General features: G+C 33.6%; 16 protein-coding genes. 12 read left to right on the top strand and 4 right to left on the bottom strand.

Annotated features, from left to right (window positions below; all coding sequences use genetic code 11):
* The first annotated feature begins 564 nt into the window (after positions 1-564).
* From porX to ACNQGO_RS12280, 5 genes are all read left to right on the top strand, one after another.
* Positions 565-2,118, top strand: coding sequence for a T9SS response regulator signal transducer PorX (gene porX / locus ACNQGO_RS12300; protein WP_417977803.1), 1,554 nt, complete (start codon positions 565-567; stop codon positions 2,116-2,118).
* A 137-nt stretch (positions 2,119-2,255) separates the two neighbouring features.
* The gene (tsaE, locus tag ACNQGO_RS12295) at positions 2,256-2,663 is read left to right on the top strand and encodes a tRNA (adenosine(37)-N6)-threonylcarbamoyltransferase complex ATPase subunit type 1 TsaE (protein ID WP_417985422.1); all 408 of its coding nucleotides are present in this window, start codon (positions 2,256-2,258) and stop codon (positions 2,661-2,663) included.
* A 10-nt stretch (positions 2,664-2,673) separates the two neighbouring features.
* Positions 2,674-3,147 carry a GNAT family N-acetyltransferase gene (locus tag ACNQGO_RS12290; protein ID WP_417977799.1) on the top strand — a complete coding sequence of 158 codons (474 nt, stop codon included), beginning with the start codon at positions 2,674-2,676 and terminating at the stop codon, positions 3,145-3,147.
* A 93-nt stretch (positions 3,148-3,240) separates the two neighbouring features.
* Positions 3,241-4,440: an alanine dehydrogenase gene (locus ACNQGO_RS12285; protein WP_417977797.1), complete on the top strand. Its 1,200-nt coding sequence runs from the start codon at positions 3,241-3,243 to the stop codon at positions 4,438-4,440.
* 36 nt (positions 4,441-4,476) lie between these two features.
* The gene (locus ACNQGO_RS12280; RefSeq protein ID WP_417977795.1) at positions 4,477-4,851 is read left to right on the top strand and encodes a DUF4258 domain-containing protein; all 375 of its coding nucleotides are present in this window, start codon (positions 4,477-4,479) and stop codon (positions 4,849-4,851) included.
* 190 nt (positions 4,852-5,041) lie between these two features.
* Here ACNQGO_RS12280 and ung read toward each other — a convergent pair whose 3' ends face one another.
* On the bottom strand, positions 5,042-5,722 hold the full coding sequence (gene ung / locus ACNQGO_RS12275) for a uracil-DNA glycosylase (RefSeq protein ID WP_417977793.1): 681 nt from the start codon (positions 5,720-5,722) through the stop codon (positions 5,042-5,044).
* A 146-nt stretch (positions 5,723-5,868) separates the two neighbouring features.
* On the opposite strand from ung, the gene ACNQGO_RS12270 reads away from it, so the two are divergent.
* From ACNQGO_RS12270 to ACNQGO_RS12255, 4 genes are all read left to right on the top strand, one after another.
* Entirely contained in the window at positions 5,869-8,034 is a 2,166-nt protein-coding gene (locus ACNQGO_RS12270) for an endonuclease MutS2 (RefSeq protein WP_417985421.1), read from the top strand.
* Positions 8,035-8,142: 108 nt separating this feature from the next.
* On the top strand, positions 8,143-8,448 hold the full coding sequence (locus ACNQGO_RS12265) for a GIY-YIG nuclease family protein (protein ID WP_417977789.1): 306 nt from the start codon (positions 8,143-8,145) through the stop codon (positions 8,446-8,448).
* A gap of 119 nt (positions 8,449-8,567) precedes the next feature.
* A complete protein-coding gene (locus tag ACNQGO_RS12260; RefSeq protein ID WP_417985425.1) occupies positions 8,568-8,984 on the top strand; it encodes a thiol-disulfide oxidoreductase DCC family protein in 417 nt (138 codons plus the stop codon).
* A 74-nt stretch (positions 8,985-9,058) separates the two neighbouring features.
* Positions 9,059-9,190 (top strand): hypothetical protein, encoded by a 132-nt coding sequence (locus tag ACNQGO_RS12255; protein WP_417977787.1) that lies wholly within the window; start codon positions 9,059-9,061, stop codon positions 9,188-9,190.
* Positions 9,191-9,250: 60 nt separating this feature from the next.
* Here the strand turns inward: ACNQGO_RS12255 and ettA are convergent, their stop codons facing one another.
* From ettA to holA, 3 genes are read right to left on the bottom strand one after another with little or no spacing between them, the layout of a single operon-like run.
* Complete coding sequence (ettA, locus tag ACNQGO_RS12250) at positions 9,251-10,945, bottom strand: energy-dependent translational throttle protein EttA (protein WP_417985420.1); 1,695 nt, start codon at positions 10,943-10,945, stop codon at positions 9,251-9,253.
* A 36-nt stretch (positions 10,946-10,981) separates the two neighbouring features.
* The gene (locus ACNQGO_RS12245; RefSeq protein ID WP_091169561.1) at positions 10,982-11,164 is read right to left on the bottom strand and encodes a CAL67264 family membrane protein; all 183 of its coding nucleotides are present in this window, start codon (positions 11,162-11,164) and stop codon (positions 10,982-10,984) included.
* Between the two features lie 53 nt (positions 11,165-11,217).
* Positions 11,218-12,222, bottom strand: coding sequence for a DNA polymerase III subunit delta (gene holA / locus ACNQGO_RS12240; protein WP_417985419.1), 1,005 nt, complete (start codon positions 12,220-12,222; stop codon positions 11,218-11,220).
* A gap of 99 nt (positions 12,223-12,321) precedes the next feature.
* Between holA and ACNQGO_RS12235 the strand changes: the two genes are divergently transcribed.
* The 3 genes from ACNQGO_RS12235 to ACNQGO_RS12225 are packed head-to-tail and all read left to right on the top strand — an operon-like array spanning position 12,322 to position 14,669.
* On the top strand, positions 12,322-12,771 hold the full coding sequence (locus tag ACNQGO_RS12235; RefSeq protein WP_395045966.1) for a type I restriction enzyme HsdR N-terminal domain-containing protein: 450 nt from the start codon (positions 12,322-12,324) through the stop codon (positions 12,769-12,771).
* A 12-nt stretch (positions 12,772-12,783) separates the two neighbouring features.
* A complete protein-coding gene (locus ACNQGO_RS12230) occupies positions 12,784-13,785 on the top strand; it encodes a glycosyltransferase family 2 protein (protein WP_417985418.1) in 1,002 nt (333 codons plus the stop codon).
* Positions 13,786-13,835: 50 nt separating this feature from the next.
* Complete coding sequence (locus ACNQGO_RS12225) at positions 13,836-14,669, top strand: OmpA/MotB family protein (RefSeq protein WP_417969625.1); 834 nt, start codon at positions 13,836-13,838, stop codon at positions 14,667-14,669.
* Positions 14,670-14,928: the final 259 nt, after the last annotated feature.

Genomic DNA, 14,928 nt, shown 5'->3' with positions numbered 1-14,928 from the left:
TCCACATTGAAATTTGGTTGGGCAGCAACTCGTATTTTTTTGCTAATACCTCGATGGTATCTTTCTCTTTTAAGGCTTCCAAAACAACTTTGGCTTTGAAGTCTTTTCCGAAGGTTCGTCTTGTTCTTGACATATTAGTGCTAATTTAAGGTTTTTATTCCTATCTAAATTAGTCGGGATATATTGTCCGAATTTTGGGGGTCAGCATACTTGCTAAACAGTCAAATTTATTAAAAAATAAAGCTAATACTATAAATTACAAACTCTCGTGCAAACTACTTATTTCAGTGAAGTCATATTAAAACGATCCTTTTACAGTATATTTCTAAGTATTTTCAAAAAAAATACCACCGTTTTATTTGATTTTAAAAATTCAATTTTTCAAATGAACTACGATTTAAAACAGTCTTAGAATTATAAAAAAAATAATAAAATAGAACTTGAGTTCAGTGTTAGTGTCCTGTATTTTGTCAAAAATTATCAAAATATTAGCAGAATACAGTTGCAAAAAAATGTAATTTGGCACTTTAATCTTGTTCTACTGAACACTTGTAAATCCGCCTTATGAATAAAATAAAAATACTTTGGGTAGATGATGAAATCGACCTTTTGAAACCACATATATTATTTCTAGAAAAGAAAAATTACGAGGTAACCACTTGTAATAATGGACTTGATGCCATCACAATATTTGAAGAAAATAATTTTGATATTGTTTTTTTAGATGAAAACATGCCCGGAATGAGTGGTTTGGAAACACTTTCAGATATGAAGGAAAAAAAATCTACGGTTCCTATGATTATGATCACCAAAAGTGAGGAAGAATATATTATGGAGGAAGCCATAGGTTCTAAAATCGCAGATTATTTAATCAAACCTGTGAATCCGAATCAAATTTTATTGAGTTTGAAAAAAAACTTGGATCATTCCCGATTGATTTCTCAAAAAACAACGCTGGATTATCAAAAGGAATTTAGAAAAATCACCATGGAAATGGCAATGGTAAATTCCTATGAAGACTGGATAGAATTGTATAAAAAACTGATTTTTTGGGAATTGGAATTAGAGAATATTGACGACCAAGGTATGGTTGAAATTCTAGAATCTCAAAAAACAGAAGCCAATTCCCAATTTGGAAAATTCATCGAGCGCAATTATGAGGATTGGTTTGCTCCAAAAGCGGATAAACCAGTTCAATCGCACACGTTATTCAAAGAATTAGTGCTTCCAGAACTCAAGAAAAAGGACAAGCCCATTTTATTTGTTGTAATTGATAATCTTCGCTATGACCAATGGAAAACTTTTGAAAGTGTAGTAGGAAATTACTATAAATTAGAGAAAGAAGTGCCCTACTATTCTATTCTTCCTACGGCGACACAATATGCGCGAAACGCTATCTTCTCGGGTTTAACGCCCTTGGAAATGGAAAAACAGTTCCCTCAGTATTGGAAAAACGATCCCGAAGAAGGGGGTAAAAACCTTTTTGAAGCAGAGTTTTTGACCGCTCAATTAAAACGGTTGGGATTAGATCTTAAGGAGGACTATTTTAAAATAACAAGTCTTGCTGGTGGTAAAAAATTAGCCGAAAGCTTCAAAGCTTTAAAAGATAACGACTTAGTAACTATTGTGTATAACTTTGTTGATATGCTCTCTCACGCTAAAACTGAAATGGATGTAGTGAAAGAATTAGCTTCTGATGACAAGGCCTATCGCTCACTAACGTTGAGTTGGTTCAAGAATTCACCTTTATTAGAAATTATACAACAGGCCCAAAAAATGGGGTTCAAATTGATTTTGACTACTGATCACGGAACCATCAATGTAAAAAATCCATCGAAAGTTGTGGGTGATAAAAATACAAGCTTAAATTTACGGTACAAAACAGGTCGCAGTTTAACCTACGAACACAAAGATGTCTATGCTGTAAAAGAACCAAAAAATATTGGCTTGCCTACCATTAATATGAGTAGTTCTTATATTTTTGCAAAAAATGATTTGTTTTTAGCCTACGTGAACAACTACAATCATTATGTGAGTTATTACAAAAATACGTATCAGCACGGTGGAATATCATTAGAAGAAATGATTATTCCGTTTTTAGTTTTTAATCCAAAATAAGTAGTCAAGCTCGATTTTTACTATTCATTGCGAGGAACGAAGCAATCACATTAAGTTGCTCAACTTGTGTCTTGTTAGTGCGATTGCTTCGTTCCTCGCAATAACCTATTAACCACTGAATAATAAATACTTAATTCATGAATACCATTTTTTCTATTGACCAACTCGAAGAAGTTGCGCAAAAAATCATAGCCGAAAAGCCTAATAAAATAATTCTTTTTCATGGAGAAATGGGCGTGGGTAAAACCACATTAATCAAGCAATTGTGCCTAACACTAGGCGTAACTGGCGCCACAAGCAGTCCGACTTTTTCTTTGGTCAACGAATATGAGACCAATAACAATACATTAATCTATCATTTTGATTTTTACAGATTAAACAAAGAAGAAGAGGCTTTAGATATGGGAGTTGATGATTATTTGTATTCTGGAAATTGGTGTTTTATAGAGTGGGCAGAAAAAATTCCCAATTTAATTCCAGAAGTTCATTCGGTTATTACAATCTCATTGCTTCCTGACGGAACACGTTCTTTAACACTGAAATAAAAATTTGATCATGAACGCAGATCTTATCATTGAAATCATTCCTTTTTCGGCTGAATTAGCCGCTCCTATAAAAATCTTAAACTTAGAATGGCTTACCAAATATTTCAAAGTAGAACCCAAAGATGAAATTGTGCTTTCGGATCCACAAGGGCAAATTATTGACAAAGGGGGATTTATTTTTTATGTCAAACATAATAAAGCTATTATCGGTACGGTTTCTCTTATAAAAATGGACGATTCGACCTTCGAGTTAAGTAAAATGGCTGTTACCGATGGTGTGCAAGGATTAGGAATTGGAACAAAAATGCTAAACCATTGTATAACATTTGCCCAAGAAAAAAAATGGGACAAACTGATTTTATATTCCAACAGAAAGTTGGTATCTGCTATACATTTATATGAAAAATTTGGTTTTGTTGAAATTCCCTTGGAAGAAGGTATATATGAAAGAGCTGATATCAAAATGGAGCGAACTATCCAGTGAAACTGGATAAACTTCAAAATAATTCAACAAAATTAAAGTTGCAAAATTTTTAAAACTTTTTGCGTAAATTGTACCCTTAATTTATCAACATCAATGTCAATTACTATAACGCCATTTACCAAGCAACAGCTTTTACCTCAAGAAGAAAAACTGGAAGTTGCAAGACAAAAAAGTGAACTTTTCATTGGTATTCCAAAAGAAACTAGTTACCAAGAACGCCGTATTTGCCTGACGCCAGACGCTGTAAACTCGCTCACTTACCACGGCCATCGGGTAATGATTGAAGCTGGAGCTGGTCTAAATTCTAGTTATACCGATAAGGAATATTGTGATGCAGGTGCTGAAGTGACCAGTGATACTAAAAAAGTATTCACTTGCCCGATGATTCTAAAAGTTGAGCCAGCGACTTTAGCCGAAATTGAGTTGATGAACCCGCAAACCATTGTACTGTCTGCCATACAATTAAAAACCAGAAAAAAAACCTATTTTGAAGCGTTGACCAAAAAGAAAATTACCGCTCTTGCTTTTGAATACATCAAAGATGAAGGTGGAACTTATCCTGCGGTAAAGTCTTTATCCGAAATTGCAGGAACTGCGTCCATCCTTATTGCAGCTGAGTTAATGATTACGAATGAATTTGGTAAAGGACTTTTATTTGGTAACATAACAGGAGTGCCTCCTACTGATGTTGTTATAATTGGGGCAGGAACAGTAGGCGAATTTGCCGCTAAAACTGCCATAGGTTTAGGTGCAAATGTCAAGGTATTCGATAATTCCATCACAAAATTACGCCGATTACAAAATAATTTGAACCAACGAATTTTTACTTCCACAATACAACCAAAAGCCTTGTTAAAAGCCTTGAGACGATGTGATGTGGCAATTGGAGCCATGCGAGGAAAAGACCGTTGCCCTGTTGTTGTTACTGAAACTATGGTCGAAAACATGAAAAACGGTGCCGTAATTGTAGATGTAAGCATCGATACTGGTGGTTGTTTTGAAACTTCAGAAGTAACGTCTCACGAAAAACCTACGTTTATAAAAAGTAATGTTTTACACTATTGTGTACCCAATATTCCCTCTCGTTATTCTAAAACTGCCTCCTTGTCCATCAGCAATATCATAACGCCTTATTTGTTGCAAATAGCTGCAGATGGTGGCATCGAAAGTGCGATTCGTTGCGATAAAGGATTAAAAAATGGGGTCTACATGTACCACGGAATCTTGACAAATAGCGCCATAGGTGATTGGTTCGACTTGCCTAACAACGACATCAATTTAATTGTTTTTTAACAAAACATTCAGCTACCTTTGCAAAAAATTTAATTCATGAAATTCATACATCGTTTTGCCTATTATTTGGTAGGTTTGGTTATCGGTTTGTTTTTTGTAGCCTTAGTTTTCAGTGGTAAAGATACCCGTTGCAACTATTTTCCAAACGCAAGAGTTTTAAATGATTTAAGGAACAAACCCTTCTATTACTCCAATAAAGCTTCTATAATTTTGGCTGAAAAATGGATTGATACTGCTGATATAAAAAATACCTTGCAATTTGGTGATGTAGATTTTGACAACAGTAATATCGTTTTAAAAAAAGGGAAATTATACATCATTGAGGGTAAAACAATCAAAAACCAAGAAGTAACTCTAAAAGTTATTAATTATTCCGATAAAGCCGTTTTAGAGGAAATTATTAAAAAATAAATATTCCAATTCGAATAGTATTAGACTATAATTCACCTTTTTTAATGCACATTTGGGCGTGTCCCTCCGCAAAAGCTTCGGGTCCTGCTGTTCGTTCCCGCTTTTTATTCAAGGCAAAAAAGCCTTTCCTAAAAGAGCTCCACTGCCATCAGTCACGCAAAGTAGCCTACGATTGGGAAAATTACTTTTGTTAGATTTTTTCAATCCAATCTATAGTTCCTTTGTTATGTTGTTCTAAGTACACATTTGTTTTACTAAAATGCTTATTACCAAACCACTTTCCTTGATTGGCGCTTAACGGCGATGGATGTCCCGATTCTAAAACCAAATGTTTGTTTCTGTCAATTTTAAGACCTTTTTTATGAGCAAAACCTCCCCACAACAAAAACACAACATGCTCCTTCTCCTCTGAAATTTTCTGAATCACAGCATCTGTAAAAACATTCCATTTTAAGTGTTTGTGGCTGTTAGCCGTGTCTTTACGAACAGTCAGCGTATTATTTAACAACAACACACCTTGTGTAGCCCAAAAATCTAGATTTCCAGAGGTGGGAAATAAAACAGTACCTAAATCATCGCTCATCTCCCGGAAAATATTACGCAAAGACGGCGGAATTCGAATACCGTCATTCACAGAGAAACACAAACCATTTGCTTCGCCATTGCCATGATATGGGTCTTGACCAATAATAACAACCTTTACATCTTTGAAACTACAAAAGTTCAACGCATTAAAAATCAATTCTTTCGGAGGATAACACGTATCGTTTTTATATTCCTCATCAACAGATTCCATCAATTCCTGAAAATAAGGTTTTTTGATTTCGTCCGATAAAATAGTTTGCCAAGTGGTAATGAGATTGATTTGCATAAACACGTTTTGTAGTGCAAATATACGTTTCAAATCAATTTTTATATAGTACAAACGGCAATAAACATTCTTTAAAACTTTGTGAAGAACTGTTAAATAGTCGTAGTTATTAACTATTTTTGTTTTAAAATGAATTCTACACCTAGATGATATCCATAACTGAAAAAACATTACAAGATTTACAATTTCCAACTGTACTCGAAACCATATCAACCATCTGTAATACAGACATTGGAAAGGAAAAAGCCTTAGATATAACTCCTTTCAAAGATAAAGATACCTTGATGCGCGCCTTATTGCAAACCTCAGAATATGTTTCGTCTTTCCAAAATAACAATGCCATTCCCAATCACGGTTTTGATGCCATTACGCATGAGATAAAATTCCTAGCCATTGAAGACAGTTTTCTAGAAGTAAATAGTTTCAGAAAAATAGCTACAATCTCTTCTACTGTAAATTTCCTGTTGACTTTTTTAAGAAAATTTGAAGATTATTACCCTAATTTAAACTTAAGAGCAAACCAAGTAGAACTTACTAAGGACATCATCATCATGGTCGACGATGTGGTGGATAAATACGGCGAAATAAAAGACAACGCATCTCCTGATTTGTTGAACATTCGAAGAGGCATGAACGCTATTCGAGGTAAGGTAAATCAGAGCTTTGGAACCGCCTTGACACATTATAATTCATTAGGGTATCTTGATGATATTAGAGAGAGTTTTGTACAAAACAGAAGGGTTTTGGCCGTTTTAGCCATGTACCGTCGTAAAGTCAAAGGTTCTATCATGGGTAGCTCTAAAACGGGAAGTATTGCCTACATCGAACCCGAAGCCACTTTGCAATATTCTAGAGAATTAAGTAATTTAGAGTATGAGGAAAAAGAGGAAATCAATCGAATATTGAAATTATTATCCAATCAAATTCGGCCCTATTTAAATTTACTAATTCAATATCAGGATTTCTTGAGTGATATTGATGTAATTGCTGCAAAAGCAAAATATGCTAATAGAATCAATGGGATATTACCAACAATAACTGAGGAACGCAGACTTTATTTTAGAGAAGCGTACCATCCTATTTTGTATTTGAACAACAAACAAAAAAACGAAATTACACATCCGCAAACTATTGAGCTGGATCAAGAAAACAGAATCATAGTTATTTCTGGTCCTAACGCAGGTGGAAAAACAATTTCACTTAAAACAGTTGGTTTACTGCAATTAATGTTACAATCCGGCATGTTAATTCCCGTTCATGAACGCAGTGAAACATTTCTTTTTGATCGAATTTTAACAGACATTGGTGACAATCAATCTATTGAAAATCATTTAAGTACATACAGTTACCGATTAAAGAACATGAACTATTTCTTGAAAAAGTGCAATAGTAAAACTATGTTTTTAATTGATGAATTTGGTACAGGTTCTGATCCTGAATTAGGTGGTGCGCTTGCCGAAATTTTCCTAGAAGAATTTTACCATCGAGAAGCTTTTGGAATCATTACCACGCATTATTCTAATCTAAAAATTCTGGCTAACGAATTGCCTTTTGCTACCAATGCCAATATGCTTTTTGATGAAAAAACATTAGAACCCATGTATAAATTGGCTTTGGGACAAGCGGGAAGTTCCTTCACCTTTGAGGTCGCTTTAAAAAACGGAATCCCTTTCAGCTTAATCAACAGAGCAAAAAAGAAAATAGAAGTCGGAAAAGTACGTTTTGATAAAACTATTGCTACGCTCCAAAAAGAACGTTCAAAAATGGAAAAAACCTCACAAACACTAAAAGAGGAAGAGATCAAAGCACGAGAAGAAGGCAAGAAACTGGAAACTATTAATGTAAAAATAAAGCAAAAACTGGAGAGTTATCAAGAATTGTACGATAGCAATCAAAAAACAATTTACATAGGTCAAAAAATTGAAGACATTTCAGAAAAATATTTCAATAATAAAAATAAAAAAGAACTGCTTTGCGAATTCATGAGAATTATTGAAATCGAAAATTCTAAACGTAAAAAAGCTACCATCAAGGAGTCAAAGGCAATTATTGAGAAGAAAAAAGAGGTTATTCAAGAGGTAACTGTGCAAGTCGAGGAAATACGGAAGGAAAAGAAAGAGAAAAAATTAAAAGTTGTTGTTGAAAAACCTAAGCCAGTTTTAAAAATTGGTGACCGTGTGCGCATGTTTGATGGAAAAGCGGTAGGAACAATTGACAGTATCGAAAAAAACAAAGCAACTGTAAATTATGGTGTTTTTACTTCAAAAGTAAGTCTGGAAGCATTAGAATTTGTTGAAGCGGGGAAAAAGTAGGTTCAAGTCATTGCGAGGAACGAAGCAATCTTACTAATTTAGGATACAAATTGAGCAACTTAATGTGATTGCCTCGTTCCTCGCAATGACAAATTCAAATAAAAAAACATGAAACCTGGATTTATCTATATCATCACTAATAAATACCAAACCGAAGTTTATACAGGCGTCACGTCTAATCTGCCACAAAGAATTCTAGAGCACAAAGAAAAAAGACGTCCTACTTCATTTTCTGCCCGTTATAATGTGAATGTATTAGTTTATTATGAGCAATTTCAATGGATTGGTGATGCTATAGCTAGAGAAAAACAAATAAAAGCAGGTTCAAGAGAAACAAAAAATACTTTAATTCGTTCTATAAACCCAACTTGGAAAGATTTATTTGAAGAAATTAAAGATATAATGACGGAATAACTTTCCTATAGACTAACATAAGTCATTGCGAGGAACGAAGCAATCGTACTAACAGGAAACAAGTTGAGCAACATAATACGATGGCGTACGATTCTCATAATGATAAACTAAACAAGAAAATGCTCAATATTCCTAAAGACAAAAAAATTATTCTTTTTGATGGTGTTTGCAATCTGTGTAATTCCGCAGTTCAATTCATCATTAAATACGGTACCAATGATATTTTTAGATTCGTAGCCATACAATCTGATTTAGGTCAAGAAATCATCAAACATTTAGGAATAGACACTCAAAAAACAGATAGTATAATCCTCTTTGAACCGGGTTTGGCTTACTATTATAAATCAGAAGCGGCCTTTGAAATCGCAAAAAAACTAGGTGGACTATTCTATTTAACCTCACTATTTTCGGTTTTACCTACTTCTTTCAACAATACTATTTACGATTATATAGCAAAAAATCGCTACAAATGGTTTGGCAAAACGGAAAGTTGTATCATCCCAACAAAGGAATTAAATGCAAAGTTCTTAGAATAATTCATACATGATAATTATCATACATTTTCATGTATAAGGATAGTATTTTTGTTCAAACTTAAAACAAATATATCATGAAAGACACTACACTTTTCTCCTGGGACAATGGAACCTTTATAATGCTTGTGGTATTCGGTTTAGTAATCATTGGCTTGATTATTTCGGTTTTAATCATGATGAATTCCGATAAAAAAGCAAAAAAATAACTAAAAAAAAGGATGTCCAAATTGGACATCCTCTAATTATTAAAAAATAATCTGGCAGAATTAACTTCTGATTAATTTTCTGTATTTCAATCGTTTTGGTGTTAAATCTCCACCCAAACGTTTTTTCTTATTTTCCTCGTATTCAGAGAATCCACCTTCAAAACAATACACTTCAGAGTTACCTTCAAAAGCAAGAATGTGCGTGCAAATTCGGTCCAAAAACCACCTGTCGTGAGAAATAACTACCGCACAACCTGCAAAACTTTCTAAACCTTCCTCTAAGGCACGAAGTGTGTTGATATCTAAATCATTCGTAGGCTCATCCAGCAAAAGTACGTTTCCTTCTTCTTTTAAAGTCATTGCTAGGTGCAAACGGTTGCGTTCTCCACCGGAAAGCATGGAAACTTTCTTGTTTTGTTCTCCGCCACCAAAATTAAATCGAGACAAATACGCTCTGGAATTTACTTGTTTTCCTCCCATCATGATTAATTCCTGACCGTCAGCAAAGTTTTCCCAGATGGACTTGTCTGGATTAATATTAGAATGCGCTTGATCAACATAAGCGATTTTTACAGTATCACCAATGGAGAATTCACCTGAATCTGGTTTTTGCTCGGCCATTATCATTTTGAAAATAGTTGATTTACCAGCACCGTTTGGCCCAATAATTCCAACAATTCCTGCTTGAGGCAAGGTGAAATTTAAATTATCATACAATAATTTATCTCCAAAAGCTTTGGCAACATTTTTGGCTTCAATAACATTAGTTCCTAAACGCGGACCATTTGGAATATAGATTTCTAAGTTTTCATCCAGTTGTTTTTGGTCTTCGTTCAATAATTTATCGTAGTTCTGCAAACGCGCTTTTTGTTTCGTCTGACGTCCTTTGGCCCCTTGGCGAACCCAATCCAACTCTCGTTCTAAGTTTTTTCTACGTTTAGAAGCTACTTTTTCTTCTAGTGCCATACGGCTTGATTTTTGGTCTAACCAAGACGAATAATTCCCTTTCCAAGGAATACCTTCTCCTCTATCAAGTTCTAAAATCCAACCCGCCACATTGTCTAGAAAGTACCTATCGTGCGTTACTGCAATTACAGTTCCCGCGTATTGTGCTAAATGTTGTTCTAACCAAAGGACACTTTCTGCATCCAAGTGATTCGTAGGCTCATCGAGCAGCAAAACGTCAGGTTGTTGCAACAATAAACGACACAAAGCTACACGACGGCGTTCCCCACCAGATAAATTCTTGATTGGAGTATCGCCTTCTGGAGTTCGCAAAGCATCCATTGCAATTTCTAATTTAGTGTCGATTTCCCAAGCACCCAATGCATCAATTTTGTCTTGCAAAAGCGCTTGACGATCCATCAATTGCTCCATCTTATCGGCATTTTCATAAACTTCAGGTAAACCAAAACTATCATTGATTTTATTGAATTCGTCTAAAACTGCCATAGTTTCTGCAACGCCCTCTCTTACAATTTCGATAACCGTTTTGCTATCATCAAGAATCGGTTCTTGTTCTAAATATCCAACAGTATAACCTGGAGCAAAAATTACATCTCCTTGATAATTTTTATCAACTCCCGCGATAATCTTCAATAAAGAAGATTTTCCAGAACCATTTAGACCCAAAATACCAATTTTTGCTCCATAAAAGAAACTCAAATAAATATTTTTAAGCACTGGTTTATCTGCTCCCTGATAGGTTTTACTCAATTTTGACATTGAGAATATAACTTTCTTATCGTCTGCCATTTTCTTTTTTAATTTAAAATTTATTTAAAATAATTATTAAAGTCTTCCTTTAAGTGAACTAAATACCCAAGCATTAGCTAAAAATCCAACACCTACAGCGGCAAATCCCCATCCTGCAACGTCATCATATCTAAAAGCACCTAATGCAATTAGCAATAATCCCATTACAATCATAATCAAGGTTGCCCAACCTAAAATAGTGTTTTTATTCATTCCCATAATTGAGGTATATTTGTTTTTTTAGAAATGCAAATATCGAGATTTTTTACGCTTTAATTAAATATTTTATAAAGCATTTCTTTTAATAAATCAGAATGAGATAAAGCATTGGCTCCAACACCTTTACTTTTTACGTCAATATCTCGTAAAGCTCCCACTATTTGGCTTACTTTTTTCATGGGATAATTTTTTAGAGCTACGTCATATTCCTTCATAAAAAACGGATTTATACCTAAAACTGAGGCTACATTTTTTGGATTTTTATCCTTTAAACCATGGTATTTCAACAATTGTATAAAGAAACTAAAGACTAAACCCGTGGTCACAACCATTGGATTGTCTTTTGGATTTTGAGCAAAGTTATCCGCAATGATATAAGCCTTTAGCTGGCTGCGTTCGCCTAATGCTTTTCGCAATTCAAATACGTTAAAATCTTTGCTGAAACCTATATTTTCTTCAATATGTTTGGGAGTTATAGTACTTCCTACTGGCAAAATAATTTGTAGCTTTTCTAGTTCGTTATTTATTTTACTCAAATCGGTTCCCAGAAATTCAACCAGCATTGCGTTAGCCTTGGGTTCGATTTGATATTTCTTACCAGCCAAAACGCGCTTAATCCAGTCGGCAACTTGATTGTCATATAGTTTTTTACTTTCGAAAACGACACCATTTTTAGCTAGTAATTTAGTTACTTTTTTACGTTTATCAAGTGTTTTGTATTTATAGCAAAATACCAAAACCGTAGTTGTCATAGGGTTTTCGGCATAACTTTCTAATTTGTCGATTGTTCGGATTAAATCTTGTGCCTCCTTAACAATGACCACTTGACGTTCTGCCATCATGGGGTAGCGTTTGGCTGTCGAAATAATATCTTCTATTGAAACGTCTCTGCCGTATAAAACAGTTTGATTAAAACCTTTTTCTTCTTCGGTCAAAACTTTTTCTTCAATAAAATCAGATAATTTATCGATATAATACGGTTCTTCGCCCATCAAAAAATAAATTGGTTTGATGTTCCCGTTTTTAATGTCATTTACAATTTTTAAAACCTCGTCCATTTTTCAAATGTTCAGTATTTAGTTGCAGCGCTCTGTCTCTAAGTTCTAAAACTTGAAACTTTAAACCTGAAACTTCAAACTATTTTATATTTTTGCTTTATGCAGCAATTAAATTTTTCTTCCTATACTTTTCGATTCAAAAATAGCGAAAATAAAGTCTCCATTTTTGATGAAATCAGGAAAAAATTTATCATTCTTACTCCAGAGGAATGGGTTCGTCAACATGTTGTCCAATTTTTATTGGAAGAAAAAAAATACCCAAAATCATTGATTAACGTAGAGAAGGTTTTAAAAGTCAATGGCTTGCGCAAAAGGTACGATGTCGTGGTTTTCAATTCTGATGGTTCCATTTTTATTCTAATCGAATGCAAAGCGCCCGAAGTAAAAATTGCACAAGCTACTTTTGACCAAATTGCTCGTTATAATATGACGATGAATGCTCAATATTTGATGGTAACCAATGGTTTGAATCACTACTTTTGCCAAATGGATTTTGAAAATGAAAAATATCAATTCCTACATGAATTGCCAACGTATAAAATAGAATAATCAAAAATTGTTATGAAAATAGCTGTAGTTATACTGAATTGGAATGGAGTTTTATTGCTAGAACAATTTTTGCCCTCTGTTGTAAAAAATTCACCAGATGCAGTTATTTATGTTGCGGATAATGCCTCAACAGATACTTCTATTGCTTATGTTAAAGCACATTTCCCATCCGTTAGGATTATTGAAAACAAAGGCAATCTGGGCTTTGCCAGCGGTTACAACGAAGCATTAAAACAAGTCGATGCAGAACTATATGCTTTGGTAAACTCTGATATTGAAGTGACAGAGAAGTGGTTGCAACCCATACTAACAACTTTTTTAAACGAACCCAATACGGCTATAATTCAGCCTAAAATATTGGATTTTAAAAACAAAGAATATTTTGAATACGCAGGCGCTGCAGGTGGTTTTATAGATCAATTTGGGTATCCGTATTGTCGTGGTCGTATATTTGACACTATCGAAAAGGACCTTGGCCAGTACAATGACAACATAGAGATTTTTTGGGCAAGTGGCGCATGTTTTTTTATTAGAAGTAGTGTTTTTAATGAATTAAAAGGCTTTGATGACGAATTTTTTGCACATCAGGAAGAAATTGATTTGTGTTGGCGCGCATTAAATAAAGGGCATAAAATAAAATACATTTCAGAATCAGTAGTGTATCATGTAGGCGGAGCAACTTTGCAGCAAGGAAATCCAAAAAAAACATTTTTGAATTTCAGAAACTCCTTATTGATGTTGACAAAAAACCTTCCTGAAAATAAATTATATCCAATTCTTTTAGGCAGAATGGTTCTAGATGGAATTGCAGGAATGCAATTTCTTGCGACTGGAAAATTCAAACATTTTGTAGCAATATTAAAAGCTCATTTTTCTTTTTACAAACTTTTTTTAGTTCATTATAAAAAAAGAACAAAATTTCAAGAACAAAAATACTATTGCATAAAAAGTATCGTTTTCATCTATTTTATTAGGAAAGTCGTTGTTTTTAACGATTTATTTAGAACAAAATAAATATAAAAAAGTAAATTTGTTTTTAACATTTAATTAAATCAATACCATTTATGAAAAAAATAGTAATCGCACTATCCGTATTAGCGCTATTGTCTTCGTGTGTTTCTAAAAAGAAATATACTGAGCTAGAAGCTAGAAATAAAGAAACTCAGGACTTATTAAATACTGCTACAGTAAAATTAAATGCTTGTTTAGAGGAAAAAGCAGCGCTTTCAGCAACTGCGTCTTTGTTAAAAGAACAAAATCAAGGATTGATAAGTACGTCTAAAGATATGACGATATTATCTACAAAAGGTGCTGAAAATATTGAAAAAGCGTTAGAATCTATCAAAGAGAAAGATTTAAAAATCAGCAGAATGCAGGATGCTTTAACTAAAAAAGATAGTGTAACTCTTGCTGTAGTGACGAGTTTAAAAAGTGCTGTAGGAATTTCTGATCCAGATATCGAAATAAATGTAGAAAAAGGGGTTGTTTTTATATCAATTGCTGATAAATTATTATTCAAAAGCGGAAGTTATGAAGTTACTGACAAAGCTAAAGGAGTTTTGGCTAAAGTAGCAAAAGTTGTTAATGACAAGCCAGATTTTGAATGTATGGTTGAAGGCCACACTGATAATGTTCCATACATTGGTACTGGAATTTTATTAGACAACTGGGATTTAAGTGTAAAACGTTCTACCTCTATCATTCGTGTATTAACCAACCAATTAGGTGTTAAACCAGAACAATTAATTGCAGCAGGAAGAAGTTCGTACATTCCTTTGGTAGCTAATGATTCAGCTGAAAACAAAGCTCGTAACAGAAGAACTCGTATTGTTGTTTTACCTAAAATCGATCAGTTTTATGACATGATTGAAAAAGAAATGAAAAAACAAAGACCATAATTTTTTCTTTATATTCAAAAGTAAACGCCTCAAAATTGGGGCGTTTTTTTTATGCTTATTTCTTTTTAAACTAAACAATTATTTAAATTCGACCAATATGTAAACAAAAAAAGCAGGTCGTAAAACCTGCTCTTATGTATCCTCAATTGTTCTTTAACAACCAATTAAATATAATTAAGAATAACATGCTATTACTATTAAAATCAATGCAATGTAAATTTTAAGTAAATATAAAAATTTATAGAATAGAAGCAAATAT

It is taken from the genome of Flavobacterium frigidum (assembly GCF_048286735.1).
Taxonomy (GTDB): domain Bacteria; phylum Bacteroidota; class Bacteroidia; order Flavobacteriales; family Flavobacteriaceae; genus Flavobacterium.
This window is presented reverse-complemented; position numbering and strand designations above follow the sequence as displayed.

Coding starts and splice junctions, on each gene's coding strand:
- ettA (WP_417985420.1), bottom strand. CDS start 10,945: ATGGCAGACGATAAGAAAGTTATATTCTCAATGTCAAAATTGAGTAAA.
- ACNQGO_RS12235 (WP_395045966.1), top strand. CDS start 12,322: ATGCAGCAATTAAATTTTTCTTCCTATACTTTTCGATTCAAAAATAGC.
- holA (WP_417985419.1), bottom strand. CDS start 12,222: ATGGACGAGGTTTTAAAAATTGTAAATGACATTAAAAACGGGAACATC.
- porX (WP_417977803.1), top strand. CDS start 565: ATGAATAAAATAAAAATACTTTGGGTAGATGATGAAATCGACCTTTTG.
- ACNQGO_RS12290 (WP_417977799.1), top strand. CDS start 2,674: ATGAACGCAGATCTTATCATTGAAATCATTCCTTTTTCGGCTGAATTA.
- ACNQGO_RS12255 (WP_417977787.1), top strand. CDS start 9,059: ATGAAAGACACTACACTTTTCTCCTGGGACAATGGAACCTTTATAATG.
- ACNQGO_RS12265 (WP_417977789.1), top strand. CDS start 8,143: ATGAAACCTGGATTTATCTATATCATCACTAATAAATACCAAACCGAA.
- ACNQGO_RS12260 (WP_417985425.1), top strand. CDS start 8,568: ATGCTCAATATTCCTAAAGACAAAAAAATTATTCTTTTTGATGGTGTT.
- ACNQGO_RS12230 (WP_417985418.1), top strand. CDS start 12,784: ATGAAAATAGCTGTAGTTATACTGAATTGGAATGGAGTTTTATTGCTA.
- ACNQGO_RS12225 (WP_417969625.1), top strand. CDS start 13,836: ATGAAAAAAATAGTAATCGCACTATCCGTATTAGCGCTATTGTCTTCG.
- ACNQGO_RS12285 (WP_417977797.1), top strand. CDS start 3,241: ATGTCAATTACTATAACGCCATTTACCAAGCAACAGCTTTTACCTCAA.
- ACNQGO_RS12245 (WP_091169561.1), bottom strand. CDS start 11,164: ATGGGAATGAATAAAAACACTATTTTAGGTTGGGCAACCTTGATTATG.
- ACNQGO_RS12280 (WP_417977795.1), top strand. CDS start 4,477: ATGAAATTCATACATCGTTTTGCCTATTATTTGGTAGGTTTGGTTATC.
- tsaE (WP_417985422.1), top strand. CDS start 2,256: ATGAATACCATTTTTTCTATTGACCAACTCGAAGAAGTTGCGCAAAAA.
- ung (WP_417977793.1), bottom strand. CDS start 5,722: ATGCAAATCAATCTCATTACCACTTGGCAAACTATTTTATCGGACGAA.
- ACNQGO_RS12270 (WP_417985421.1), top strand. CDS start 5,869: ATGATATCCATAACTGAAAAAACATTACAAGATTTACAATTTCCAACT.